Here is a 21,856-nt window from a genome sequence, read left to right as displayed (position 1 = left end):
AAAATCCGTCCTTCGCGAAAGGCTGCGTTCTGCAGCCTTCCTTTGGTCTCGTTCGGATATTTTCTCCCATGACGGCAAAACTACTCGACGGCAATGTGCTCGGCCAGAAGCTGCGCGCCAATTTCAAACAACGCGCGGAGGAACTCGCTCTGCTCGGTACGCGGCCGGGCCTCGCGGTGATCCTGGTCGGCGAAGACCCGGCTTCGCAGGTCTACGTCCGCAACAAGGTCAACGCATGCGCCCAAGCGGGTTTCCATTCCGAGAAACATGCCTATCCCGCGGAGGTGGATCCCGCTACCGTTTTTGCCAAGATCGCTGAACTAAATTCCGATCCGAAAATCCACGGCATTCTGGTTCAGTTGCCGTTGCCGAAGCATTTCGACTCCGATGCCGTGCTCGACGCGATTGCGCCGGAAAAGGATGTTGACGGTTTCCGGGCCGAGAACGTCGGTGCCTTGATGCAGGGGCAGCCGTGCTTCATTCCTTGTACGCCGTATGGCGCGATGAAGTTCTTCGAAGATGCGGGCATCGCCGTCAAGGGCAAGGAGGCTGTCGTTGTCGGGCGTTCCAACATCGTCGGCAAGCCGATGGCGATGCTTCTCATGCATGCCGGGGCGACTGTGACCGTCTGCCATTCGCAGACGCGGGATTTGAAGGGGCATTGCCTGCGCGCGGACATCCTGGTCGCGGCGATCGGCAAGCCGAAGATGATCACCGCCGACATGGTGAAGCCGGGCGCTGTCGTCATCGACGTCGGTATCAACCGGTTGCCGGACGGCAAGCTGTGCGGCGACGTGGATTTTGAAGCGGTGAAGGAAGTGGCCTCGTACATCACGCCGGTTCCGGGTGGGGTGGGGCCGATGACGATCACCATGTTATTGGGCAATACGCTCGAGAGCGCCGAACGCGCCGCCCGAGCCTGAAATCGAGGAGATGATCATGGTCAAGCACCCGCTGGTTGGCATCGTGATGGGGTCGGATAGCGACTGGCCCGTCATGTCGTCGTGTGCCGAAACGCTCAAGCGCTTCGGGGTTCCCTACGAGGCCAAGGTTCTGTCCGCGCATCGGACGCCGGATGCGGCGCTCGACTACGCGGCGAGCGCGCAGGAGCGCGGTATCAAGGTGCTCATCGGTGCGGCCGGCGGTGCGGCACATCTGGCCGGCGTTCTTGCCGCCAAGAGCGAACTGCCGGTGCTCGCCGTACCCATGCCCTCGAAACACCTGCAAGGGCTCGACTCCCTGCTCTCGATGGTCCAGATGCCGGGCGGTATTCCGGTGGCGACGTTCGCGATCGGCGAAGCAGGCGCCGTCAACGCGGCGCTTTTCTCGGTCGCCATGCTCGCCCTCAACGATGCGGAGTTGGCGAAGAAACTGACCGAGTTCCGCGTGAATCAGAGTGAAAAGGTCCTCGCCAAGACGTTGCCGGAGTTGCCGTAACCCGATGTCTCTCGAGTATGACCTTGCCGTCAAATTGTTGCAGAGCGGCGAGTTGGTCGCTTTCCCGACGGAAACGGTTTACGGGCTAGGTGCCGACGCCGCCAATCCAGATGCCGTGGCGCGAATTTTCGCGGCCAAGGGGCGGCCGGCGAACCATCCGGTGATTGTCCATCTCGCGGGCGCTGGGCAGCTCGACCAATGGGCCCGGGACATTCCGCCGGTGGCCTGGGAACTTGCCGAAGCCTTCTGGCCCGGCCCGCTGACCTTGATTCTCAAACGCGCCCCGGCGGTACCGCTCGCCGTGACGGGCGGTCAGGACACAGTGGGGGTTCGCGTACCGGCCCATCCGGTCGCCCTTGACTTGTTGCGCGCCTACGCCGAGGCAGGCGGCGGGCGAGGCGGATTGTGCGGGATCGCCGCGCCCTCGGCCAATCGCTTCGGTCGCATCAGTCCAACGGACGCGGCGCACGTGCGCGACGAGCTGGGCGATGCGGTGGCTTTGGTGCTCGATGGCGGGCGCTGTCCGGTCGGTATTGAGTCGACGATCATCGACCTGTCGAACGACAACGGGCCATTGCGTCTTTTGCGGCCCGGACACATCACGCCGGAACAAATCCGCGGCGTTGTCGGCGTCGCGCCGGAAAGCCCAGGTCTTCGGAAGCCGCAGCAAGGCACGCCGCGGGTGTCGGGATCTCTCGACGCGCATTACGCACCGCGTACGCCGATGCGCGTCGTCGATACCGCGCAATTGCGCGAGACGCTGGCCGCCTTGTCGGCGGCCGGGAAACGCTTCGGTCTGCTCGTCTACTCCTCCCCCGATTCATCTGCCTCGGCGCATTCGTTGCGGCAGATGCCGAACGATCCGGAAGGCTATGCGCGCGAACTGTACGCCGCATTACGTGACCTCGACGCGGCGGGGAACGAACTCATCGTCGTCGAGCGCATACCGGAATCACCCGCGTGGGCCGCGGTCAACGATCGGCTTCGGCGCGCCGCGTGCGGCGCCGGCAACTCCTGAAGCTTACGGGCTAGACCAAGCAGGCCGTCAGGAGGCGCCGGCAGGTACTCCGCGGCCAGCGGCCTCTCGGCGCTGCATCTCGGCGGCCATGGAAGCGAACTGTTCTTCCACCTCATGGCGTATGAACGGACCGCCGAAGGTCCGCGCTAGACCGGAGTCGGGAACGACTTCTGCGTGATAGCGGATTCGGGTCGTGTTCCCCGAGGGCGTGAGTTCGAGTTCGCTCGTGAAGCGCTTCGCGTTGCCGCTCAACTGCCGGGCACTGATGCGTTTCATCGGCTTCAGTCTGATTTCTCGCTCCGACGTGAAGGCATACGAAAAGAACCCATACCGGGCGTTTCCTTCCTGCTGTACCAGCAGGGTGTTGCCGCTACGCGCGACGACCCGGCTGGCCGTCAGATTGCTTAGGAAGGTGGCCATGCCGTCGAAATCGGTGAGTACTTCCCAAGCGACGCGTAGCGTGGCGGGGAACTCAATGACGGCGTCCAGGATGAACGCGTCTCCCCGGCTTTCCAAGACGACAGAGTTGTCGAGGTCCGCGGCGAAAGCGAGCGGGCAAAGGCATAACAGCAAGGCAGCCCGGAGCCATCGGGTAAGGTAGACCATGAGAGTGGATCGGTACGGCATCGGGGGCGGCATCGGCTTCTTGCGGCTGTATCGTCGGAAAGGATATTCCCATGACTGGAGCATGGGCGACAAGTTCCCGCTTTCCCGCCGCCTCGGCGTAATGCGGGCCTGATTCGGGTGGGCGTTCGGTTGCTTTAGCGATTACCCCACGGCATGACGGGAACCGTCGAAATGCTGTTTGCCGGGGCACCGTCAATCAGCTTGCGGCTGATCGCCAAATAGACGAGCGTCCGGTTCGCCTCGTCCCACAACCGCATGACGCGCGTTTCCTTGAACAGGACTGACGTGTCTTCGGTGAATACCGTCGCTTCTTTGGGCAGTTTTTCGGGAAGAGCGATGGGACCGGTCTGCCGGCACGCGAGCGAGAATTGCGACGGGTCTTGGGCAAGCCCCAAGCTTCCGCTAACGCCTCCGGTTCGCGCCTGGCTCACGTGGCAGGTCACGCCGGGGATCTTCGGGTCGGTGAACGACTCGACGCAGACGCGGTGATTGGCGCCGATCAGCTTCCACTCGGTCGTTACGCAACCGACCTTTTCGGCCAAAGCGGGACCGGTAAGGATGGCAAGCACGAGGGGAAGGGTATGGCTGGGTTTCATGGCAGAGCCTCCGAAGTTCGCCCTTCAAGGGCGTTTGCCATAGGCCTTCGTGCCTAGGCGAGTGACCGAACGTCATGCTAGGAGGGGGGCCGGAGGGCGTCAACGCGTCACGCAAGAGGCCTCGGAACCTTTGAGCCGTTGTTCGCTGTCTACGCGAGACGAGAGAACCGCGGTCAGGGAACCCGGAACGTGGCATCGATGACCGTGAAAGGAAATGGGGTTGGCAATGAAACGAAGCTACGGCGATTCCGATTCGCTTATCGCTCCCAGCGAAATTACCCCGCGCGACGTCTTTGAGCGCCGACGCGCCTTGATCCGAGCTGCTGCCGCAGGCACTTTCGGAGCGGCGCTCGCTCCCCTGTTTTCACGCCAGGCACTGGCGGCCGTCGCCTCACCGAATTCGGGAGGCACGAAGCTGGAAGCGAAGACGAATCCGGAGTATGGGTTGGTGGACAAACCCACGCCGTACAAGGACGTCACGACGTACAACAACTTCTACGAATTCGGTACCGACAAAGGCGATCCGGCCAAACACGCCGGTACGCTCGTCACTCGGCCGTGGACAGTCGCCGTCGAAGGGCTGGTCAACAAGCCGAAGGTATTCGATATCGATGAGTTGATGAAGATGGCCGCATTGGAGGAGCGCATCTATCGACTGCGCTGCGTCGAGGGCTGGTCGATGGTCATTCCGTGGATCGGCTTCCCGCTCTCGGAACTCATCCGCCGTGTCGAACCGCAGGGCAGCGCTAAGTACGTCGAATTCATCACCCTCGCCGACAAGAAGCAGATGCCCGGTCTCGCGATGCCGGTGCTCGAATGGCCGTATGTCGAAGGATTGCGTATGGACGAGGCCATGCATGCGCTCACTCTGCTCACGTTCGGGCTTTACGGCGAGGTGCTGCCGAAACAGAACGGCGCGCCGGTACGTATCGTCACGCCTTGGAAGTACGGCTTCAAGAGCCCGAAGTCGATCGTCCGTATCCGCTTCACGGAGACCGAACCGAAGACCAGTTGGCATGTGGCAGCACCGCAGGAGTATGGCTTCTATTCCAATGTCAACCCGGCGGTGGATCACCCACGCTGGAGTCAGGCGAGTGAACAAAGGATCGGCGAGGGCGGAGGCGTGTTGTTTCCGCCGAAGCGCAAAACGATGCCATTCAATGGGTACGCGTCTCAGGTGGCTTCCCTGTATACGGGGATGGATCTGAAGAAGTTCTTCTGATGGCGATGCGGCGCTCGGCCAAGGCCTTCGCTTGCGGGCGCCGACGGGGCAAAAGATGCGCGGGGGACGATCGATGACCGTTATCAATGCGATGCGGCTCTCCGTCTTCGTCGCCAGCCTCGGGCCCTTGGCCCGCCTTTTCTGGCTCGGGACGCACGATGGTCTAAGCGCCAATCCATTCGAATTCGTCACGCGCTCCACCGGAACCTGGGCACTTGTTTTTCTTTGCCTGTCGTTGTCGATGACGCCGCTGCGGCGACTGACAGGGCGACCGCAATGGGTGAAGTTCCGCCGCATGCTCGGTCTGTACTGTTTCTTCTACGCCGTGCTTCATTTTTCGCTCTGGTTCTGGGTCGATCATGCATTCGATCTATCGGAAATGTGGCGCGACGTACTCAAACGCCCTTTCATCGCTGCCGGATTCACGGCCTTCGTGTTGCTCATCCCATTAGCGGCGACATCGACCAAGGGCATGATGCGGCGCCTCGGGATGAACTGGGTGCGGCTGCACCGGCTGGTGTATGTGATCGCGATGGCGGCGATCCTGCATTATTGGTGGCATAAGGCGGGAAAGAATGATTTCGGCACAGTGAGCATCTATGCCGCCGTTGTTTTTACGCTGCTTGCCATGCGCGTTTGGTGGGCAGTGAAGGCTCGCTGGCAAGCGGGGCAACGCGCCGCAGGGCGCTTGGAAAGGGCTCGGCCTGTGGAATCCCGCAAAATGCGCGGGGCTGACAAATAAGCGTCGTTCTATCGCTGACGGGACGGCGGTTCGCACGTCAAGAGCGTCGCGATCGACCTCGCCGAGGAGATCGCGGGCCTGTTCACGCTGACCGGATGCAGGCGACGGCGAGCGGCCATGATCCGGACTGGGCGCCGAATCCCGATTCCGCCCTGCTGGCCTTGTGCCAGTCCCTCTTCCGGAACGCGTTTCAGGCCGAGTAGACGATCCACGCAATCCATGCGGGCCCCGGAGGCGGATTCATCGGTGGCAAGTATCCGGGCTTGGACACGGTCTCGTTCGGACCGATGATCTGCGGCGCACACGCGCCCGGCGTGGACCGGTCTAGAGCGCGTCAGCCGGGATTGGCCGCCCCGTAAGGAAGCCCTGGATCAGCTGGAAGCCCATTTCGATGCACGACTGGGCTTCTTCCTCGTCTTCAACGCCTTCCGCGAGCGGGACCGAGCCGGCAGCCAAGACCAATTGAACGAGGTCGCGCACGATCTGACGCTTGCGCGGACTTGCCTTGTGCAATCCACGGATCATCGAAATGTCGAACTTGACGAAGTGCGCCGGAACATCCGCAAGTTCGAGAAGACGCGCCTGCCCGGCACCGAAATCGTCGTACGCAAAGCGGATGTCGAGTTGCGTCAGGCGGTAGGCGAGTTCGCGGAGCTTCTCGGTGTCGGTGACGGCCGACTCGTGGATCTCCACCACGATGCTGAGTTTGGGTGAGGACGAGCGAAGCCTTTCAAGCGAAGCGAGGAAGCTCTCGGTGAAAGTCTCCTTGGGGTGCGCGTTGATGAACACCGTGTGATTGCCAAACCGCGGGACGATTCTGGCAATGCCGAAATCGCGGAAGGCGTGGCTGAGATCGAGTTCGCGATCCATCGCTTCGGCTAGCCCGAAGAGTTCGATCGGCGTCGTCGGCAGTTGCGGATGCGTGGCTCGGCCAAGAAGCTCGTAGCCGACCATCTGCCGGGTCTTGGCGTCGACAATCGGCTGTGCGGCACCGGAGAGGCCGTGGCCGAGCAGCAATTCGTCGAACTCCGCTTCGTTGGGAACGAAATGCTCGGGCAACACCATGCCGGCGGGCATGATCGTCGTATGCATCTGGTCGAAGGCGAGTACGCTGTTTTGCTCTACAAGGCGCGCACGCAGTTTGAATTCGGCCGCGCCGAAATGGACGACGTCGTTTTCTTTGAGCAGGCTGTAGCCTTCGACGCGGCGCCTGTTAACGAACGTACCGTTGGTGCTGTTTTCGTCCGATACGCGCAATTGGCCGCTGATGTCGCGGGCGATGATGGCATGGCTGCGGCTCAGCCCAAGGTTGGCGATCACAAGATCGTTCTCCTTGCTGCGGCCGATTCGGCAGGGCAGGTGGGTAATCACGAAGTCCACATGAGCGCCATCGGCACCCGAGGACTCGAGGGTCCACTGCTTTTCCAAGACCTCGCTCCTGTTGAATTAACAACCTTCTACTGATATTAGCAGATATGTCATGCCGTCGTTATCAAGCCATCGGGATTATTGAAGAGGAATTGCGATGGCAGGTTGCGCGTCTTGAGCCGAGCAGGTCAATTGACCACCCGCCGCGCTTCATCGTTCAGTTATAGTGACGGCTCTTCCCCACCAGCGATCGGTTTGACCCGGAAATATCGCCGATCGGTACAAAAAACAATGACGTCGCCCGCTATTCGCCTCAATGTGCCGCTGCTGCGCTTGATCGGCGTTCACATCTGCATCAACGGTTGCATGGCCGGTATCCGTATGGCCGCCCCTTTGCTGGCTTTACGACAAGGTTTCAGTGCCGCGGCGGTCGGTATGCTGCTCGCGCTCTTCGCTCTGGCTCCGCTGTTCCTCTCCTTGCCGGCGGGGCGCTATGCTGATCGCCATGGATTGAAGCGGCCGTCCCTGATCTATATGGCTTTAGCCGCAGTCGGCGCTGCCTTGGCGGCCATATGGCCGACCTTTCCCGTTCTCTGCGTTGCCGCCCTGTTGAGCGGCGGAGCGACGGGTGCCGCCGTGGTGACGCTGCAACGTCACGCCGGTCGGATGGCCGACGATCCATTGCGGCTGAAGCAAGTGTTCGGCTGGTTGGCGATTGCGCCATCGATCGCCAACTTCCTTGGCCCGTTCGTTGCCGGCTTGATGATCGACAATGCAGGTTTCCGCGCGAGCTTTGCCGTGATGGGCGTGATGGCTCTCTTGTCATGGCCATTCGTACGCAACAGTACAGACTCACCGGCTGAACAGCCAGCGAAGGAAGGCGAACGGGGAAGCTCGTGGGAACTCCTGGCCAGTCCGCGCATGCGGGTTCTCCTGTTGCTCAACTGGGTCCTTTCGTCGTGCTGGGACGTGCATACCTTCGTCGTGCCCATCCTCGGCCATGAGCGCGGCATCAGTGCCTCGCTGATTGGCACCATCCTCGGTGCCTTTGCGGCGGCGGCTACCGTAGTTCGCGCCTTTCTGCCGTTGGTCGCGGCTAGGCTGCAGGAGTGGGCGGTGATCACCTCCGCGATGGTCGCGGCGGCGGCCCTGTACGCGGCTTATCCGCTGCAGGATTCGGCGTTCGGCATGGGGATCTGTTCGGTACTGCTTGGCCTTTCGCTCGGCACGGTGCAGCCGATGGTAATGAGCACCTTGCACCAGATCACCCCGCCGCATCGCCAGGGCGAAGCGCTCGGTTTGCGCATGATGTCGATCAACGTGTCGAGTATTCTCATGCCAATGGTTTTCGGCACCGTCGGGGCGACGATCGGTGTGTCGAGCGTGTTCTGGGCGGTCAGCGCGATGGTTGCCGCGGGGACACGCGGGGCCGTGAAACTCAAGACCTGGCGCTGATTCTCGAACGCTCGTCTTAGTCGGGGGAAGCGGCCGCACGCGGTTCCTCGGCGCATCCCGTTGCGGATTTGCGTGCCGCGCGCTGGCGGTTTTTCGTTGGCACCTTGTTCCCCGCGCGGCCAGTCTCCAGGGGCGGCGTCGAATAGCTCCCAGCAGCTCTTGAGTACTCTCGGATCAAGGTGATTTCCCGCGCTTCGATACCCAGTGACTCGAGGAAATCCTGATGTGCCTCGGGTGCCGAGCGTTCGAATTCGGCGTGCCACTTTTGCATGCCGTCCTCGTCGAGCCCGGCGGCCGAGAGAATCTTCACCCAGCGTTCCTTCGTCATAACCCCGTACAGCGACGGTTCATGCGTCGTGCCGAGTAGTTTGAGGATGATTTGCTGCTGTCTCCTTAGTCGGCCGATTTCCTGCCCGATGCTTTGCAGGCGTCGTCCGAGTATGGCCGATGGCGACGATTCATCCGACTGGAGCAGCTCTTTGATCGAGTCCAGCGAAAGGCCGATATTCCGGAACGTATTGATGCGCTCCATGCGACGGACTTCCGCCTCGGTATAGAGGCGGTAATTGCCGGCGCTCCGGCCCGATGGTGAGAGCAGGCCAATTGAGTCGTAATAAAGCAGCGTGCTGCGGGAGATCCCGAAGCGTTTGCCGATCTCCCCGATCGTATGCACATTGAGCTCCAGTGAAAGCGGCGCCGGCTCCGAGCCAGCGCACGGCTTAGTTTCAGTTGCCGGTTTGCGCCCGGATCACCGAGATTTCCTTCGCTGGCAGTTGGATCCACTCCAGAAAAGCCTGATGTCCGTCTGGGTAGCGCTGTTCGAATTCTTGATGCCAGCGTGTCATCGCGGCCTCATCCAATCCGGTGGCGCGAAATACCTCCACCCATTTGTCGCGATCCATGCGTGCGTTTGCCATGATTTTCTCCTGTGTGAACGACGGCCGATTGCCGCCGGACGCGCAGTTAAAAGTATCAAGCCATAGACAGGTCAACGCCAAGGACGAGCCGACTGCCGACGCGCGGCTCGCGCAAATACGCCTGGCCGCTTGGTACGGCGCGTTACTGCCGCGCTACAGGGTCGAGCGTGATCGAAAGCCCGGTTGGTTCGATCCGGAACGATGCCGGCTTGTACATCCAGCCTTCGGTTGCTTGAAGATCCTCGGGCTGGAGCTTGTACAGCGCGTAATCCTTGAGCAGCTTCTTTGCAAGCGGTGCTCCGAGCTTTTCGATCGGGCGTTTGAGAACCTCCGGGGCCCCTTCGACGCTGAAGCGGCTGACTCGTACGTCCGTCATGCGCACGGTATAGTCGCTTGGTTCGAAGCGCAGGCCATAGCTGAGATCCATTGCACCCTGATAGGTTTTCGTGGTCAGCAGCCCGATCAAGCCCTGGCCCGAAACACCGAGGTCAAACGAAGTGTTGATGCGGTTGTTAACCGGATCGAGCGTGATGCGTGGTGCGCTGACGTTCACGTCGAGGACTTCGAGCATCTCGCTGTTGAAGGGAAACTGCGAGCCGATCATTTGCGCGAGCCGGGCCTCGCTGACGGAAACAGTGCGCGGTGCTGGTGGAACGATGGCGCAAGATGCGAGTAAAGCGGTTGCCGCGAGCAGCAGCGAATTCAGGGAAAGCGAGCGCATCCAATTCCTCTCCTTCGTATGTGCTTGTCATTCTGAGGCTGACGCTGAACGCGGCGGCCGGCTGGAGCCGCCGCGTTCAACCAAGGCGCCTTGCGGTCAGCAGCGGAAGCGGCTGACCAGTGCCGACAGTTCGCCGGCGATTTTCTCCATCTGACGGGCGGTGTCCGCCGTCGACTGCATGGCGGCCGTCGTTTCCTCGACCATTTGGGCGATCTGCTCGACGCGCTGCGCGATGTTGTTGCTCGCGATGCTTTGCTCGCGCGTTGCATCGGCGACATTGGTAATGCTCGTCAGCGTCGTTTGCGCACCGTCCTTGATCTGCTGCAAGGAAGCTGCGGCGCCGTCGGCGGCTTCGACACTGGCCGCGACTTGCGGCAGCGCAGCGGTCATCACGGCGACCGTATCGCCTGTGTCGGTCTGGATGCCGGCGATCATCTGCTCGATCTCCACCGTCGCCGAGGAGGTTCGTTCGGCGAGCTTGCGGACTTCGTCGGCGACCACGGCGAAGCCGCGTCCCTGTTCTCCGGCGCGGGCCGCTTCGATCGCCGCGTTCAATGCCAAGAGGTTGGTCTGGCCCGCAATATCCTTGATGACACCAGCGATCGACGAGATCTGGCGGGCGTGTTCCTCGAGCGCATGGATACGTTGCGAAGCATCGCTGACGGTCGACGAAATCTCGCGGATGTTCTTGGTCGCCGCTTCGACACGGGCGTAACCGTCCTCGGCCAAACGCACCGAGTTCTGCGAACTGTTGCGCGTATCGTTCGCACTGTCGGAGATGTGGTTGACGCTGACCGTCATTTCTTCGATGGCCGCCGCCATCGACTGGGTAGCGTCGGTCTGGTTACGCGCGGCGATGGCCACCTCGCCCGACGCCGTGCTGATCTGTTCCGCGCCGCGCGTCAGCGAGGCGGAACTGTGGGTGATCTCGGCCACCATGTTGCGAATGGAGCGGACCATTTGTCCCGCCGAATCCAGAATACTGCCTTTGCCGGCCGATTGGACCTCCGCTGTCAGATCTCCCGCAGCGGCACGCGACATCACCGCAATCGCCATGGCCGGCTCGCCGCCCAGTTGGTGCACGATGCTGCGCGCGACAAAGAAGCCGATCACGCCGACGAGCGCCAAGACCACCAGCGATATCAGGCCATAACTGAGCGCCGCTTTGTTCACCGCCTGGTCGACGTCGTCGATGTAGACGCCCGTGCCGAGAATCCACTGCCATTCGGGAACGGCGGCGAGGTAGGCGAGCTTGGGTTTCGATTCCTGTTGGCCCGCGCGCGGGAACCAGTACTCGATAAAGCCTTTGCCCGGCCCTTTACCGGTCGCCACGATCGCGTCCCAGAGCTTGAAGCCCTTGGCGTCGGTCTTGCCGAGCATCGCCTGGCCTTCGATTTTCGGGTTGCCGGCGACCATGATCGCCTTGCCGTCGAAATCGTAGATGAAGAAATAGTCGTCGGCGCCAAAGCGCACGATGCGCAATGCCTCCTTCGCCTGGGTCTGTGCTTCCTCAAGTGTCAGTTTCTTGTCGGTTTCGAGCTTCTGGAAGTGGGCAACGATGCCCTTGGAAGAATCGACCAGGTCCTTGATTCGCGTGCTGTGCGCCGCGACCGCCTCGTTCCGGATCTGAATCAGCGTATATCCGGCGACGAGCACGAGACCGAGCAGCACCGCAATGCCGGCAACCAACAGCCGCGTCCTGACGCGCATGCTTTCGAATGAGATCATAGCCCTCCTCCTTATTTGATTCTTGTGGGGTTTCCCAACCCAGCATAGCAGGGAAAGAAGGGGATGCGTGACGCTAAAGCAAAGGGGACGAAGGCGAAGCAGGCCTGGCTTCAGGACGTTTTCTCCTCAAGCGCGTAGAGCAGGATGCACCGAGGCGCAGGACGATAGCAAGGAGCATCATGGGTCTTCCCTGACTCCACCGTTCCTTGGCTACCTGTCACCGATTCTTGCCGTCGAGGGGTCCGTGACGGGGCCAAGCCCCTAACTATCAGGTGCGGGAGAGCGTTCAGTCGCGGGGAACGGTAATGTTCTCGCGTTGTTCGAGCAGGTCGAAATAGTCGTCAAGCCGCCGGCCCGGGGTCACGGGGTAGCTCGCGCCTGGACGTTCCAGGTGGGCTATCCGGTCTACGCGAAAGTGGCGGAAGTCGTCGCGCAGCGTGCACCAGCCGACGAGCGTCCACGTGTGCCCCCAGAAGAACAGACCGAGCGGCCAGACCGTACGCGACGAGGGTTCGCCATCCTCGCGCTTGTAGTCGATCGACACCACTTCACGTTGCCGGATCGCGGAGCGCAATTCCTGCAACCAGCGCGGCCGCTTCGGCGTCGGCGGCACATAGAGTTGGGCGATGCGTGCCTCGCGGCGCAAGAGTTCGGGCAACGCGTTGTGAATCTTGGCCAGTGCCGCGCCGGCGGCGACGGCGAGCTCCGTGTCGCCCCACGCCTGTACCATGCGCGAACCAACGAGCAGCGCTTCGAGTTCCTGTACGTCGAAGAGCAGCGGCGGTACGTCGAGTCGGTAACGCAGGCGATACCCGACCCCCGCTTCACCCTCGATCGGCAGGCCGGAGGCGGAAAGATCGGCGACGTCGCGATACACCGTGCGCAGGGAAACCTGCAACTGCTCGGCAAGCCAGGCGCCGGTGGCGAAGCGACGGCTGCGCAGCAACTCGACAAGGCGAAACAGGCGGTCAGCGCGGCGCATGATCGCTCTGCATGTGACGCTTGCGCTCGGCGGTGAAATGCCACCAGGGCAGCGGTTTGCCTCCGGACATGAAGCTCGTTACCGATAGGAACACGTCGATCACGCAGGGATCGTGGCGCCTGCCGGTTCGCGTACACAGCTTCGCGTAGAGCGCCCAGGCGTCCTTGCCACGCAGGTCATCAGGCGTATGGATGCCGAGTAGCCGAAAATCCGCTGCCATCGCGGGGCCAACGTTCGGCAAGTCTTCGAGGCGCGCCAGATGTGAGCGATGAACTTTGCGCGGATTCATGGACGGCTATTGTGCCCGATCTTCGTCGATGATCGAGACCGGCGCCGGGATGAGCGTCTAGCGTCTATCCCGGCGAGGTCCTCGGTCAGTGCAGCGAGTGCAGCCCAACAAGGTTGCCTTCGGTATCACGGAACATCCCGATGTGGCCGATATCCTCGCGCAGGAACGTTTTCGGCATGATGACAGAGCCGCCCGCCGCGGCGACGCGCCCGAGAATCGGGGCCAGATCGTCACCACCATGCAGATAGATGCGCACCCCATCGGCATGCGGGCGCGCCTCGGCAAATTCGATCAGGCAACCGGTCGCGTCTTCATCTGCGGCCGGGAAAATGGCCATGCGCATGCCGGGAAAACTCTCTTCGACCTTGAGCTCCACGGCCATGATTGTTTCATAGAAGCGGCGAGCACGCGCGAAGTTGGTAACGGGAATCTCGAACCAGTTGATGACGTTCATGGGAATCTCCTTCGTTGGATGGAGAGCCCAGTATGCGGAAGGACTGCTGACAGGGTTGTGTCAGCAGACCCTTGCAGTACGCCGGCTGCCGATTCCGAAGTGCAGGCGGCGAACCAACCGAAGACGCCGGCGGAGCCTTCCGGCTCGCCGGGAAATCGGCCGGCTTGGCGATGGAATCGAAAACCCGGTTTTTCGCCGTGCGCTCAGCGTGCGTATTTGGCTTGCACTGAAGCACTGCCAAGCCGGTTACCGTGGATCATGAATCCAACCATCGCCGCCGAAGCATCCGCCGGCAGATCGAGATGCGGGGTCTTGAGCGCATGAACCGTGAAGATGTAGCGGTGCGGCTTGTCGCCGGCCGGCGGGCAGGCGCCGCCGTACCCGGGGCCGCCGAAATCCGTCCGACCCTGCACTGATCCCTGCGGCAGCTTTCGACCGTCCGTGCTCCCGGCGCCTTCGTCCAGCCCGATTGCCGTGGCGGGAATGTCATACACCACCCAATGCCACCAGCCTGAGCCGGTCGGAGCGTCCGGATCGTACACGGTGACGGCGAAGCTTTGGGTGCCGACGGGTGGGTTTTTCCATTGCAACGCCGGCGACGTATTGCTCCCCTGGCAACCGAAGCCGTTCAACACTTGGGCTTCTCCCAGCCTGCCGCCCGGAGCGATCGACGGGCTGCGCAGGGAAAAGCCGCCCGCGTGCGCGGAAAAAGTCAATGCCGAGAGAGTGACGAGAAGCGTCTGAGCAAGGCGTTTCATGGAGGATCTCCGTGACGTTGAAAACGTCATCGTCGCCGCAGGGGCCACAGGGACGTTAGCCGTTTTCCGTCAATGCTTGTGCGGATTCCTTCAACCGTGCGCGGACGACGATAGGCGCGACGCTCCACCGCTCCTGGAACGCCGCAGAGAACCGGCTATGCGAATCCCAGCCGCATCGCTGCGCGACCTCACCGACAGGAAGTTCCGTTGTTTGCAAGAGGGACAACGCCGTTTCCAGGCGCACCTCGCGGACCAGCCGGGCGAGTGTGTTCCCGCAGCCCTCGACCCGGCGCCGGAGAGTCGATTCGCTGACGTTGAAGGCGCTTGCCAGCGTGTTGGCGTTCCACTCGGCGTGCGGACGCTGGCGACCATGCGCCGAACACGCTCGGCCCACGCCATTTCCGCCATCGGGGCGAAGCGATAACCGCGCTCGGCAAGCTGAAGCAGCACCTCAAGTACTCGATGGCGAAGCAGGCGGGCAGAGGGCCTTAGCGTCTGTTTTGGGGGCAGGGTGCGCTGCATCGCTTCGCTCAATTCGGCGTCAACGGGCAGCACGTGAGCGCCAGTGACGACGATGGACTTTTCATCGGGCGGGCAACTGCCGAGTTCGCGAACCGCCTCGTCGTCGAAAGCCAGCACCACGGCCTCGTAGTGGCCGTGGCGAGCGGGGTCGTTGACGACGTCCCACTGCGTTCCGCAGGCCAGCAGGACGCCTGTCCCCGGAGTGACGGCTATTTTCCGGCCGGCAGAATAGAGGCCTTTGTTTCCCGTGAGGACCATCGAGAAAAGATGGTCCCGAACGGTCAGCGTTCGCAGTCGGTAACGCTCGCCGGCGACGACCCGCGCACCGTGCTGGATTTCCATGTCCGGTCCTCCTTTCGCCGGTCAGGCGGCGTTTGTTTCCTCCCTCGTGATGCCCTCGATAGCCGGGGCATTGACGAGGCCCACAGCCGCGCCCCGCCGGGCGCGCTGCCCGAGATGCTTTTCTTCCGAGAGCAGTTCTTTCGGTTTGTTGCGGAACACTCCCTTTATGCGGACGACGGGACCGTGGACGGCGATCGCCGATTTCAGCGTTTCCTTGCCCTTGAGGCCGATGATCTGCACACCTTTGCCACCCGAGAGGTGCTTCATCTGGTCGATCGGGAAGACCAGCAGGCGGCCGTCGTCGGAAAGCGCCGCGATGTGGTCAGTGCCTGCAACCGACGAGGGCTGCAGGACGCTGGCGCCGTCTTCGACTGTCAGGAAGGATTTACCGGCCTTCTGACGCGAGAGCAGGTCGCCGTACGTGCAGATGAATCCGTATCCGGACGATTTGGCCACCAGCAGTTCATCTTCCGGACGGCCGACGAGCACGTGCGCGATCCGGCTGTGGCCCATGTCGACGAACGAGGGCAGCGGGGCACCCATGCCGCGTCCGTCGGGCAGTGCCGCAATCGGCACGGTGAACGCGCGTCCCTCGTTCGAAAGGATGACGAGCGAATCGACCGAGCGGCACTCGTAGTTCACGCCGGGCCCGTCCCCGTCCTTATAGGCCACACCCGACAGGTCCAGATTGTGCCCCTGGCGCACACGGGCCCAACCTTTCTCGGAGACGATCAAGGTCACCGGTTCATCGGCAACGGCAGCCACCTCGGAGCGTGACGCCATGGCCGCCGGTTGAATTACCGTACGCCGCGCGTCGCCGTGCTTGGCTGCGTCGGCTTTGATTTCCTTGACCACCAGCTTGCGCATCAGCGTGTCGCTGGCAAGCAGCTTCTCGAGATCGTCTTTTTCTGCACGCAGCTTTTCGAGCTCTTGCTCGATCTTGATGCCTTCGAGACGCGCAAGCTGACGCAGGCGGATCTCGAGGATGTCGTCGGCCTGGCGGTCCGAGAGGGAAAAGCGCGCAATCAGCGCCGGCTTCGGCTCGTCCGACTCGCGAATGATGCGAATCACCTCGTCGATGTTGAGGAAGACGATGTGTCGGCCTTCGAGGATATGGATGCGGTCGTTGGCCTTCGCGAGCCGGAACTCGCTGCGCCGGCGCACCGTCTGCAGGCGGAAGCGGCACCACTCCGCAATCAGATCGACGAGCGTTTTCTGGCACGGCCGACCGTCGAGGCCGACAGCGACAAGATTGATGGGGGCTGTGGTCTCCAGACTCGTGTGTGCGAGCAGCAACGCGACGAACTCGTCGCGGTCGAGCCGCGAACTGACAGGCTCGAAGACGAGACGAACGTCGTCGTCCTTGCCCGATTCGTCGCGCGCGCGTTCGAGCTGCGAAGCGAAGAGCGCTTTCAGCTGGGCGGCAGACTGCTCGATCGATTTCTTGCCCGGTTTGGGCTGCGGGTTCATCACGCCGCCGATTTCGGACAGAACCTTGGCGCTCGATACGCCGGGTGGCAATTCCTTGACGACGAGTTGCCACGCGCCGCGGGCGAGCTCCTCGAACTCGTAGCGTGCCCGTACGCGCAGGCTGCCGCGGCCGCTTGCGTAGGCGGCGGCAATCTCGGATTCCGCGGAGATGATCTGCCCGCCGCCGGGATAATCCGGGCCGGGGATGTATTGCATCAGTTCGGCGAGCTCGGCTGTCGGGTTCTGGATCAACGCGATCGCCGCGTTGGCGACTTCTTGCAGGTTGTGCGGCGGCATTTCCGTCGCCATGCCGACGGCGATCCCCGAGGCGCCATTCAGGAGCGAGAAGGGCAGCCGTGCGGGAAGAAACGCCGGCTCGTCGAAGGAGCCGTCGTAGTTCGGTTGGAAGTCGACGGTGCCTTCGTCGATTTCGCCAAGCAGGAGTTCGGCAATCGGTGTCAGACGCGCTTCGGTGTAACGCATCGCCGCCGCGCCGTCGCCGTCTCGCGAACCGAAGTTGCCTTGACCGTCGACCAGCGGATAGCGGAGCGAGAACGGCTGCGCGACGCGCACCATCGCGTCGTACGCCGACGAGTCGCCATGCGGATGGTATTTACCGATCACGTCGCCGACGACGCGCGCCGACTTCACCGGCTTGGCGCCCGCGGCAAGGCCGAGTTCGTGCATGGCGAACAGCACGCGCCGTTGCACCGGTTTCTGGCCGTCCTTCACGTCGGGCAGAGCGCGGCCCTTGACCACGGCAACCGCGTACTCAAGGTAGTCGCGCGCCGCGGTTTCGTGCAGCAGGATGCTGTCGCCGTCGTCCTCGGCGGTGATCGTCGGTGTCGGCGGAGCCGGTGGGGCTGGCGGTGCCACGGCGCTTGTTGCCGCGTCGGAAAACATGTCTGGGGTGGCGGTGTCGTCGTAGCGTTGCGTCATCTCAAATCTCCGCGCCGATCAGCGCGCCGTTAGTCTCCATCCATGCCCGGCGCCCGGCAGATTCGTTCTTGGCCATCAGCATGTTCATTACCGGCTTGGCCTCGCTTTCCTGCGGCAGACGCACCCGCATCAAACGGCGTGTGTCGGGCGACATCGTCGTTTCCCAAAGCTGCTCCGGGTTCATCTCTCCCAGCCCTTTGAAACGCGAGATGGCGACGGATTCGGGTTTGATGCCTTCGATCTGCAAGCGGTCGAGCAGGGCGGTACGCTCGACATCATCCAGCGCGTAGAGCTTGCGCGGCGGGCGCTTCTTGCCCTGCGCCGGGACGTCGAGGCGGTAGAGCGGTGGTTGCGCGAAGTAGAGGTGGCCGTGTTCGATCAGTTTCGGGAAGTGGCGATAGAACAACGTGCACAACAGGACGCGGATGTGGCTGCCGTCAACGTCGGCATCGGTCATGATCACCACTTTGCCGTAACGCAGGTTCTCGAGCACCGAATCGGAAGCGTCGGGCAGGTGCGGGTCGATACCGAGGGCGACGGCGATGTCGTGTACTTCGCGGTTGGCGAACAGGCTGCCGGGTTCAACCTCCCAAGTATTGAGGACCTTGCCACGCAAGGGAAGAATCGCCTGCACCTCCTTATCGCGGCCCGATTTGGCTGAGCCGCCGGCGGAGTCGCCTTCGACGAGAAACAGTTCGTTGCGGTTGATGTCCTCGCTCTGGCAGTCCGACAGCTTGCCCGGCAGGATGGCGACGCCCGATTGCTTGCGTTTCTCGACCTTCTGGCCGGCGCGCGAGCGGGCCTGTGCGGCTTTGATCGCCAATTCGGTGATCTTTTTCGCTTCGTCCGGGTGTTCGTTGAGCCAAAGTTCGAGCGGGTCGCGGAGCATGCGCGAAACGAGCGCGACCGCATCCCGCGAATTCAGCCGTTCTTTCGTTTGCCCTTGGAACGAGGGGTCGAGCACACGTGCCGCGAGCACGAAGCTGACGCGCGAGAACACGTCTTCGGCCGCGAGCTTGATGCCTTTGGGGAGCAGGGCATGGTGTTCGGCAAAGCTTTTGACGGCATCGAAAGTAGCTTGGCGCAGCCCGGTTTCATGCGTACCGCCAGCGGGCGTTGGGATCAGGTTGACGTACGATTCGCGCGCCAGGTTACCATCGGTGCTCCAACAGAGTGCCCACGCAGCACCGGAACCCGTCGGAAAATTCTCGTCGCCCGCGGCGGCGTATTTCTCGCCAGTGAAGATCGGCCCGGCTAGCTCGCCGTCGACCTGTTCCGCCAGATACTGTTGCATCCCGTTTTCGAAACGCCATGTTTTCGTCTCGCCGGCTTCTGTGGCGAGCGAAATTTCCAGACCAGGCAGCAGAACCGCTTTGCTGCGTAACAGGCGTTCGAGTTCGGCTTGCGGAATGTTCGGCGAATCGAAGAACTGGGGATCGGGCCACGCGCGAACGCGCGTTCCGCTGGCGCGCTTGGGGGCGTCCCCGACGCGCGCGAGCGGCTCGATCACATTGCCACCCGCGAAAGCCACTTGAAAACGGCCGCCGTTACGCACGACCTCGACTTCCAGCCGCGTCGACAGCGCATTGGTCACCGAAACGCCAACGCCGTGCAACCCTCCGGAGAATCGGTACGCAGAGGTTCCGTCGTTCTTGTTGAACTTGCCGCCGGCATGAAGTTGCGTGTAGACGACCTCGACCGTGGGTACGCCCTCCACCGGGTGAATTTCGACCGGGATGCCCCGCCCGTCGTCCTGGACCGTGGCCGAACCATCGCGATGCAGAATGACACCGATGCGCGTACAGAAGCCGCCCAAGGCCTCGTCTGCCGCGTTGTCGATCACTTCCTGGATGATATGCAGCGGATGGTCTGTCCGCGTGTACATGCCAGGGCGGTGGCGGACGGGCTCAAGCCCTTTGAGGACGGATATCGATTCAGCGGTGTAGCTCATAGCACGGAAATACTCCAACAGGCGCCTCGCCGGCCAGCGCCGGAAAGACAAAGGCCAGAACGCGTCTGGCCTTGAGAATGTGTTCGCTTGACCACCGGAAAGTTGTTGCGTGATGCCCGGGCCGTTCTTCCCGATGCGGATGCTCCTGGCGATCAGCTATTGGCACCTTGGAAGCGCCGATAGCGCACCCATTGTACCCGCCTTCCCAGGGGGGCGTAAGCCAATGGGCTTCGCCTCGGAGTTCGCTTCCAATCTCAGCAAAACTCCATAGAGGCCGCGGACGACCTTCAATAATCACTGCGACCTTCAGAAAACGATGAGCAAGGCATCGGAACGGGCGTTTGCGCCGTTTCTGCAATTCGACTTGTTTCCGGAGTTGGCGGGCAGGGCATCCTCGCCCCGGGGAGCCGGGAAGCGCAAGTCGTCAAGCGGTTCTTGGATGTTTCAGATTCGGCCGAGTAGGCCGTCCTGACCACCGATGGCGTTGTCTATTTTGGCGCGCACGACCACCTCCGCCAATCGGCACGCGGCTTCCGCACTAGTAAGCACGTCGAGAGTGGTAACCATATTGCCGCCGCGCAGAATGTGGTCACCCTCCTTGTCGAGAATGTCGTAATACCCATCCCAAATCACGCCGTGCGGATCCCTTTTCTTGGCGTACACGCGGTAGGAATAAAGCCCGTAGTTGATTGTTGTGGTTTCCATGTCCGAACTCCAGGGGCGAACGGCAAATACCGCGCATTTGATGGTACGCAGAACAAGGGGCTCCCGGAAGCGGGCTTTGTGGTGGTAATGTAGCTCTTTCGCGAGCCGGTTCAGTAGGTCACTCCATCCCTCCTGCTTGGTGGGCCTCTGAAATGCCCCTACGTGGGCCTGGGGATGCCGGCCCGGTCGCGGCTCAACCCCATCCTTCGATCAAGGAGGCGTTTTGGCTTCGCTGGACCGAGACGAAAAGCCCAACTATCGGCGTTACCTTGCCGGTGTCGTTTTCTATCTCGCTATCTGCGGCGGTCTTTACTTACTGTTCCCAGTCATCGATCGACGCGCCGGCTTCGACTGGGCGGAAGTCCTGCTCACTGTCTTCGCCTTCTGCGCAATCGTCATTGCCGTTCCCGTCAAAAGGCGTATCACGTGGGAGATGAGGCGGCGTCAATGCGCAAAAGAAGGTCACCTCTTCAAATCCGTGAAGAATGCTGAAGGAGTTGGCTACACGGTCTGTCAGCGCTGTTATCTCGTTGAGCACAACAACGGGCGGGCCGTTATTCCCGGCGAGCGGAACACCAACCACCAGAGGGCGGACTAGGCGACGGTCAGAAGCTCAGGGTGAAAAAAAGCCGGAAATTCAATTAACGAACGTCCGGCTTTTTTTGTCCATTGCTGGACAGTGTTCTGGTGACGGGCACTATCGAATAGTCGCCGGTAAGCCTTGCAATTGCTAGCCTTTAGGGTATGGCAAAACAAAATGTACCCCCAGATATACCCCCAATCGGAGTACGTTGGCCCTAATTGTCGAAATGGCGATTGGTGGGGAGTTAGCCCCGAAAACTCCGCAAAAAAACGGGCGGTTACGGGGTTGTGTCAGACGGTGCGTTTGAAAAAACGCTTTGCGGAGGAAAAATTCTCCGGGTGAGAGAACGGGCGGTTTCCCGCTTTTCAAAGCCTGCTTTGCGACGGCCCTACCATCGCCTTCGCTTTTTTTCTCGCATTGCCCAAGGTCGGACACTCGCAAAGGTGTTTTTAGTCCTTCGTCTCTGCTAGGGCTTTCTCGTCATCTTGTACTTTGACCAAAGGGCGATCGTATCTGAACTTGCCACTTTGCCCTCCCTGATCCATTGATCGAGCTGTCTGGAATCTGCCCGGATTACGTCGATATCTTCGGTCTGGTCAAAGTCCTGCTTCTCGGAAAAAACACATTCCGTTGCAACAAATCCAAAGACCCGCGTCGAATCCTTCGTCGGCGCAGGGAAGAATTCTCCGATGGGTTCGAGAGAACCTGCTTTGAGTCCGGTCTCCTGTCTTAATTCCGCGTGAGCAGCCATCTCAGGGGTTTGATCGCTCTCGATGCGTCCAGCAGGGAATTCAATGGTTATCTCACCGATTCCGTGTTTGTATTGCCTTACCAAGACAATCTCTCCTGTTGGCAGGACCGGGATGACCATCGCAACGTTTCCTAGCCGGGACACAAAAAAATCATCAATGGTTTCGCCGCTGCCAATGACTACTTTGTGTCTAAACAAGGGGAACCACTTGCTGGGCGAAATATCTTCTGACTCAAGTAATTGCCACTTGAAGATTTCTTTCATGCCTACTCCTGGCAG

At 61.6% G+C, this 21,856-nt stretch carries 23 protein-coding genes; 7 read left to right on the top strand and 16 right to left on the bottom strand.

The window, feature by feature from the left end:
- Window positions 1-68 precede the first annotated feature (68 nt).
- From folD to NZ453_RS10795, 3 genes are read left to right on the top strand one after another with little or no spacing between them, the layout of a single operon-like run.
- On the top strand, window positions 69-923 hold the full coding sequence (folD, locus tag NZ453_RS10805; RefSeq protein WP_263770578.1) for a bifunctional methylenetetrahydrofolate dehydrogenase/methenyltetrahydrofolate cyclohydrolase FolD: 855 nt from the start codon (window positions 69-71) through the stop codon (window positions 921-923).
- 10 nt (window positions 924-933) lie between these two features.
- Window positions 934-1,437, top strand: coding sequence for a 5-(carboxyamino)imidazole ribonucleotide mutase (gene purE / locus NZ453_RS10800; protein WP_263770576.1), 504 nt, complete (start codon window positions 934-936; stop codon window positions 1,435-1,437).
- 4 nt (window positions 1,438-1,441) lie between these two features.
- A complete protein-coding gene (locus NZ453_RS10795) occupies window positions 1,442-2,455 on the top strand; it encodes an L-threonylcarbamoyladenylate synthase (RefSeq protein ID WP_263770575.1) in 1,014 nt (337 codons plus the stop codon).
- Window positions 2,456-2,482: 27 nt separating this feature from the next.
- Here the strand turns inward: NZ453_RS10795 and NZ453_RS10790 are convergent, their stop codons facing one another.
- Window positions 2,483-3,061, bottom strand: a complete 579-nt coding sequence (locus NZ453_RS10790; RefSeq protein WP_263770574.1) for an SRPBCC family protein — start codon at window positions 3,059-3,061, stop codon at window positions 2,483-2,485.
- 155 nt (window positions 3,062-3,216) lie between these two features.
- Complete coding sequence (locus NZ453_RS10785) at window positions 3,217-3,678, bottom strand: CreA family protein (protein ID WP_263770573.1); 462 nt, start codon at window positions 3,676-3,678, stop codon at window positions 3,217-3,219.
- Between the two features lie 226 nt (window positions 3,679-3,904).
- Here NZ453_RS10785 and msrP point away from each other — a divergent pair, with 226 nt between their 5' ends.
- Complete coding sequence (gene msrP, locus NZ453_RS10780; RefSeq protein ID WP_263770571.1) at window positions 3,905-4,900, top strand: protein-methionine-sulfoxide reductase catalytic subunit MsrP; 996 nt, start codon at window positions 3,905-3,907, stop codon at window positions 4,898-4,900.
- 73 nt (window positions 4,901-4,973) lie between these two features.
- Window positions 4,974-5,642 carry a protein-methionine-sulfoxide reductase heme-binding subunit MsrQ gene (locus tag NZ453_RS10775; RefSeq protein ID WP_263770570.1) on the top strand — a complete coding sequence of 223 codons (669 nt, stop codon included), beginning with the start codon at window positions 4,974-4,976 and terminating at the stop codon, window positions 5,640-5,642.
- A gap of 324 nt (window positions 5,643-5,966) precedes the next feature.
- On the opposite strand, the gene NZ453_RS10770 is transcribed toward NZ453_RS10775, so the two are convergent.
- Window positions 5,967-7,070 carry an EAL domain-containing protein gene (locus NZ453_RS10770; protein ID WP_263770569.1) on the bottom strand — a complete coding sequence of 368 codons (1,104 nt, stop codon included), beginning with the start codon at window positions 7,068-7,070 and terminating at the stop codon, window positions 5,967-5,969.
- A 231-nt stretch (window positions 7,071-7,301) separates the two neighbouring features.
- On the opposite strand from NZ453_RS10770, the gene NZ453_RS10765 reads away from it, so the two are divergent.
- Entirely contained in the window at window positions 7,302-8,465 is a 1,164-nt protein-coding gene (locus NZ453_RS10765) for an MFS transporter (RefSeq protein WP_263770568.1), read from the top strand.
- A gap of 16 nt (window positions 8,466-8,481) precedes the next feature.
- Here the strand turns inward: NZ453_RS10765 and NZ453_RS10760 are convergent, their stop codons facing one another.
- The 12 genes from NZ453_RS10760 to NZ453_RS10705 all read right to left on the bottom strand — a co-directional run bounded on the left by NZ453_RS10760 (window position 8,482) and on the right by NZ453_RS10705 (window position 20,243).
- Window positions 8,482-9,138: a MerR family transcriptional regulator gene (locus tag NZ453_RS10760; RefSeq protein WP_263770567.1), complete on the bottom strand. Its 657-nt coding sequence runs from the start codon at window positions 9,136-9,138 to the stop codon at window positions 8,482-8,484.
- 52 nt (window positions 9,139-9,190) lie between these two features.
- A complete protein-coding gene (locus NZ453_RS10755; RefSeq protein ID WP_263770565.1) occupies window positions 9,191-9,382 on the bottom strand; it encodes a MerR family transcriptional regulator in 192 nt (63 codons plus the stop codon).
- A 142-nt stretch (window positions 9,383-9,524) separates the two neighbouring features.
- Window positions 9,525-10,103, bottom strand: coding sequence for a hypothetical protein (locus tag NZ453_RS10750; protein ID WP_263770564.1), 579 nt, complete (start codon window positions 10,101-10,103; stop codon window positions 9,525-9,527).
- 96 nt (window positions 10,104-10,199) lie between these two features.
- Window positions 10,200-11,831, bottom strand: a complete 1,632-nt coding sequence (locus NZ453_RS10745) for a methyl-accepting chemotaxis protein (protein ID WP_263770562.1) — start codon at window positions 11,829-11,831, stop codon at window positions 10,200-10,202.
- Window positions 11,832-12,117: 286 nt separating this feature from the next.
- Complete coding sequence (locus NZ453_RS10740; protein WP_263770561.1) at window positions 12,118-12,813, bottom strand: helix-turn-helix transcriptional regulator; 696 nt, start codon at window positions 12,811-12,813, stop codon at window positions 12,118-12,120.
- Window positions 12,800-13,102 carry a helix-hairpin-helix domain-containing protein gene (locus NZ453_RS10735; RefSeq protein WP_263770560.1) on the bottom strand — a complete coding sequence of 101 codons (303 nt, stop codon included), beginning with the start codon at window positions 13,100-13,102 and terminating at the stop codon, window positions 12,800-12,802. Before NZ453_RS10735 ends, NZ453_RS10740 begins: the two co-directional genes overlap by 14 nt.
- Window positions 13,103-13,187: 85 nt before the next feature.
- Window positions 13,188-13,556 carry a VOC family protein gene (locus NZ453_RS10730; protein WP_263770559.1) on the bottom strand — a complete coding sequence of 123 codons (369 nt, stop codon included), beginning with the start codon at window positions 13,554-13,556 and terminating at the stop codon, window positions 13,188-13,190.
- A gap of 203 nt (window positions 13,557-13,759) precedes the next feature.
- On the bottom strand, window positions 13,760-14,314 hold the full coding sequence (locus NZ453_RS10725; RefSeq protein WP_263770558.1) for a YbhB/YbcL family Raf kinase inhibitor-like protein: 555 nt from the start codon (window positions 14,312-14,314) through the stop codon (window positions 13,760-13,762).
- Window positions 14,315-14,369: 55 nt separating this feature from the next.
- A complete protein-coding gene (locus tag NZ453_RS22200; RefSeq protein WP_420851626.1) occupies window positions 14,370-14,708 on the bottom strand; it encodes a helix-turn-helix transcriptional regulator in 339 nt (112 codons plus the stop codon).
- Between the two features lie 491 nt (window positions 14,709-15,199).
- Window positions 15,200-17,587: a DNA topoisomerase IV subunit A gene (parC, locus tag NZ453_RS10715; RefSeq protein WP_263770556.1), complete on the bottom strand. Its 2,388-nt coding sequence runs from the start codon at window positions 17,585-17,587 to the stop codon at window positions 15,200-15,202.
- Between the two features lies 1 nt (window position 17,588).
- Complete coding sequence (gene parE / locus NZ453_RS10710) at window positions 17,589-19,538, bottom strand: DNA topoisomerase IV subunit B (RefSeq protein ID WP_263770555.1); 1,950 nt, start codon at window positions 19,536-19,538, stop codon at window positions 17,589-17,591.
- 444 nt (window positions 19,539-19,982) lie between these two features.
- Window positions 19,983-20,243 (bottom strand): hypothetical protein, encoded by a 261-nt coding sequence (locus tag NZ453_RS10705; protein ID WP_263770554.1) that lies wholly within the window; start codon window positions 20,241-20,243, stop codon window positions 19,983-19,985.
- Window positions 20,244-20,466: 223 nt separating this feature from the next.
- On the opposite strand from NZ453_RS10705, the gene NZ453_RS10700 reads away from it, so the two are divergent.
- Window positions 20,467-20,841 (top strand): hypothetical protein, encoded by a 375-nt coding sequence (locus NZ453_RS10700; RefSeq protein WP_263770553.1) that lies wholly within the window; start codon window positions 20,467-20,469, stop codon window positions 20,839-20,841.
- Window positions 20,842-21,292: 451 nt separating this feature from the next.
- Here NZ453_RS10700 and NZ453_RS10695 read toward each other — a convergent pair whose 3' ends face one another.
- Window positions 21,293-21,841 carry an NUDIX hydrolase gene (locus NZ453_RS10695; RefSeq protein WP_263770552.1) on the bottom strand — a complete coding sequence of 183 codons (549 nt, stop codon included), beginning with the start codon at window positions 21,839-21,841 and terminating at the stop codon, window positions 21,293-21,295.
- Window positions 21,842-21,856 lie beyond the last annotated feature (15 nt).

Source organism: Propionivibrio soli (assembly GCF_025770765.1).
In the GTDB taxonomy this organism is placed as follows: domain Bacteria; phylum Pseudomonadota; class Gammaproteobacteria; order Burkholderiales; family Rhodocyclaceae; genus Propionivibrio; species Propionivibrio soli.
The sequence above is the reverse complement of the archived record's forward strand: the minus strand, read 5'-3'. Positions and strand labels throughout refer to the sequence as shown.

Coding starts and splice junctions, on each gene's coding strand:
- folD (WP_263770578.1), top strand. CDS start 69: ATGACGGCAAAACTACTCGACGGCAATGTGCTCGGCCAGAAGCTGCGC.
- purE (WP_263770576.1), top strand. CDS start 934: ATGATCATGGTCAAGCACCCGCTGGTTGGCATCGTGATGGGGTCGGAT.
- NZ453_RS10795 (WP_263770575.1), top strand. CDS start 1,442: ATGTCTCTCGAGTATGACCTTGCCGTCAAATTGTTGCAGAGCGGCGAG.
- NZ453_RS10790 (WP_263770574.1), bottom strand. CDS start 3,061: ATGGTCTACCTTACCCGATGGCTCCGGGCTGCCTTGCTGTTATGCCTT.
- NZ453_RS10785 (WP_263770573.1), bottom strand. CDS start 3,678: ATGAAACCCAGCCATACCCTTCCCCTCGTGCTTGCCATCCTTACCGGT.
- msrP (WP_263770571.1), top strand. CDS start 3,905: ATGAAACGAAGCTACGGCGATTCCGATTCGCTTATCGCTCCCAGCGAA.
- NZ453_RS10775 (WP_263770570.1), top strand. CDS start 4,974: ATGACCGTTATCAATGCGATGCGGCTCTCCGTCTTCGTCGCCAGCCTC.
- NZ453_RS10765 (WP_263770568.1), top strand. CDS start 7,302: ATGACGTCGCCCGCTATTCGCCTCAATGTGCCGCTGCTGCGCTTGATC.
- NZ453_RS10755 (WP_263770565.1), bottom strand. CDS start 9,382: ATGGCAAACGCACGCATGGATCGCGACAAATGGGTGGAGGTATTTCGC.
- NZ453_RS10750 (WP_263770564.1), bottom strand. CDS start 10,103: ATGCGCTCGCTTTCCCTGAATTCGCTGCTGCTCGCGGCAACCGCTTTA.
- NZ453_RS10745 (WP_263770562.1), bottom strand. CDS start 11,831: ATGATCTCATTCGAAAGCATGCGCGTCAGGACGCGGCTGTTGGTTGCC.
- NZ453_RS10740 (WP_263770561.1), bottom strand. CDS start 12,813: ATGCGCCGCGCTGACCGCCTGTTTCGCCTTGTCGAGTTGCTGCGCAGC.
- NZ453_RS10735 (WP_263770560.1), bottom strand. CDS start 13,102: ATGAATCCGCGCAAAGTTCATCGCTCACATCTGGCGCGCCTCGAAGAC.
- NZ453_RS10730 (WP_263770559.1), bottom strand. CDS start 13,556: ATGAACGTCATCAACTGGTTCGAGATTCCCGTTACCAACTTCGCGCGT.
- NZ453_RS10725 (WP_263770558.1), bottom strand. CDS start 14,314: ATGAAACGCCTTGCTCAGACGCTTCTCGTCACTCTCTCGGCATTGACT.
- parC (WP_263770556.1), bottom strand. CDS start 17,587: ATGACGCAACGCTACGACGACACCGCCACCCCAGACATGTTTTCCGAC.
- parE (WP_263770555.1), bottom strand. CDS start 19,538: ATGAGCTACACCGCTGAATCGATATCCGTCCTCAAAGGGCTTGAGCCC.
- NZ453_RS10705 (WP_263770554.1), bottom strand. CDS start 20,243: ATGGAAACCACAACAATCAACTACGGGCTTTATTCCTACCGCGTGTAC.
- NZ453_RS10695 (WP_263770552.1), bottom strand. CDS start 21,841: ATGAAAGAAATCTTCAAGTGGCAATTACTTGAGTCAGAAGATATTTCG.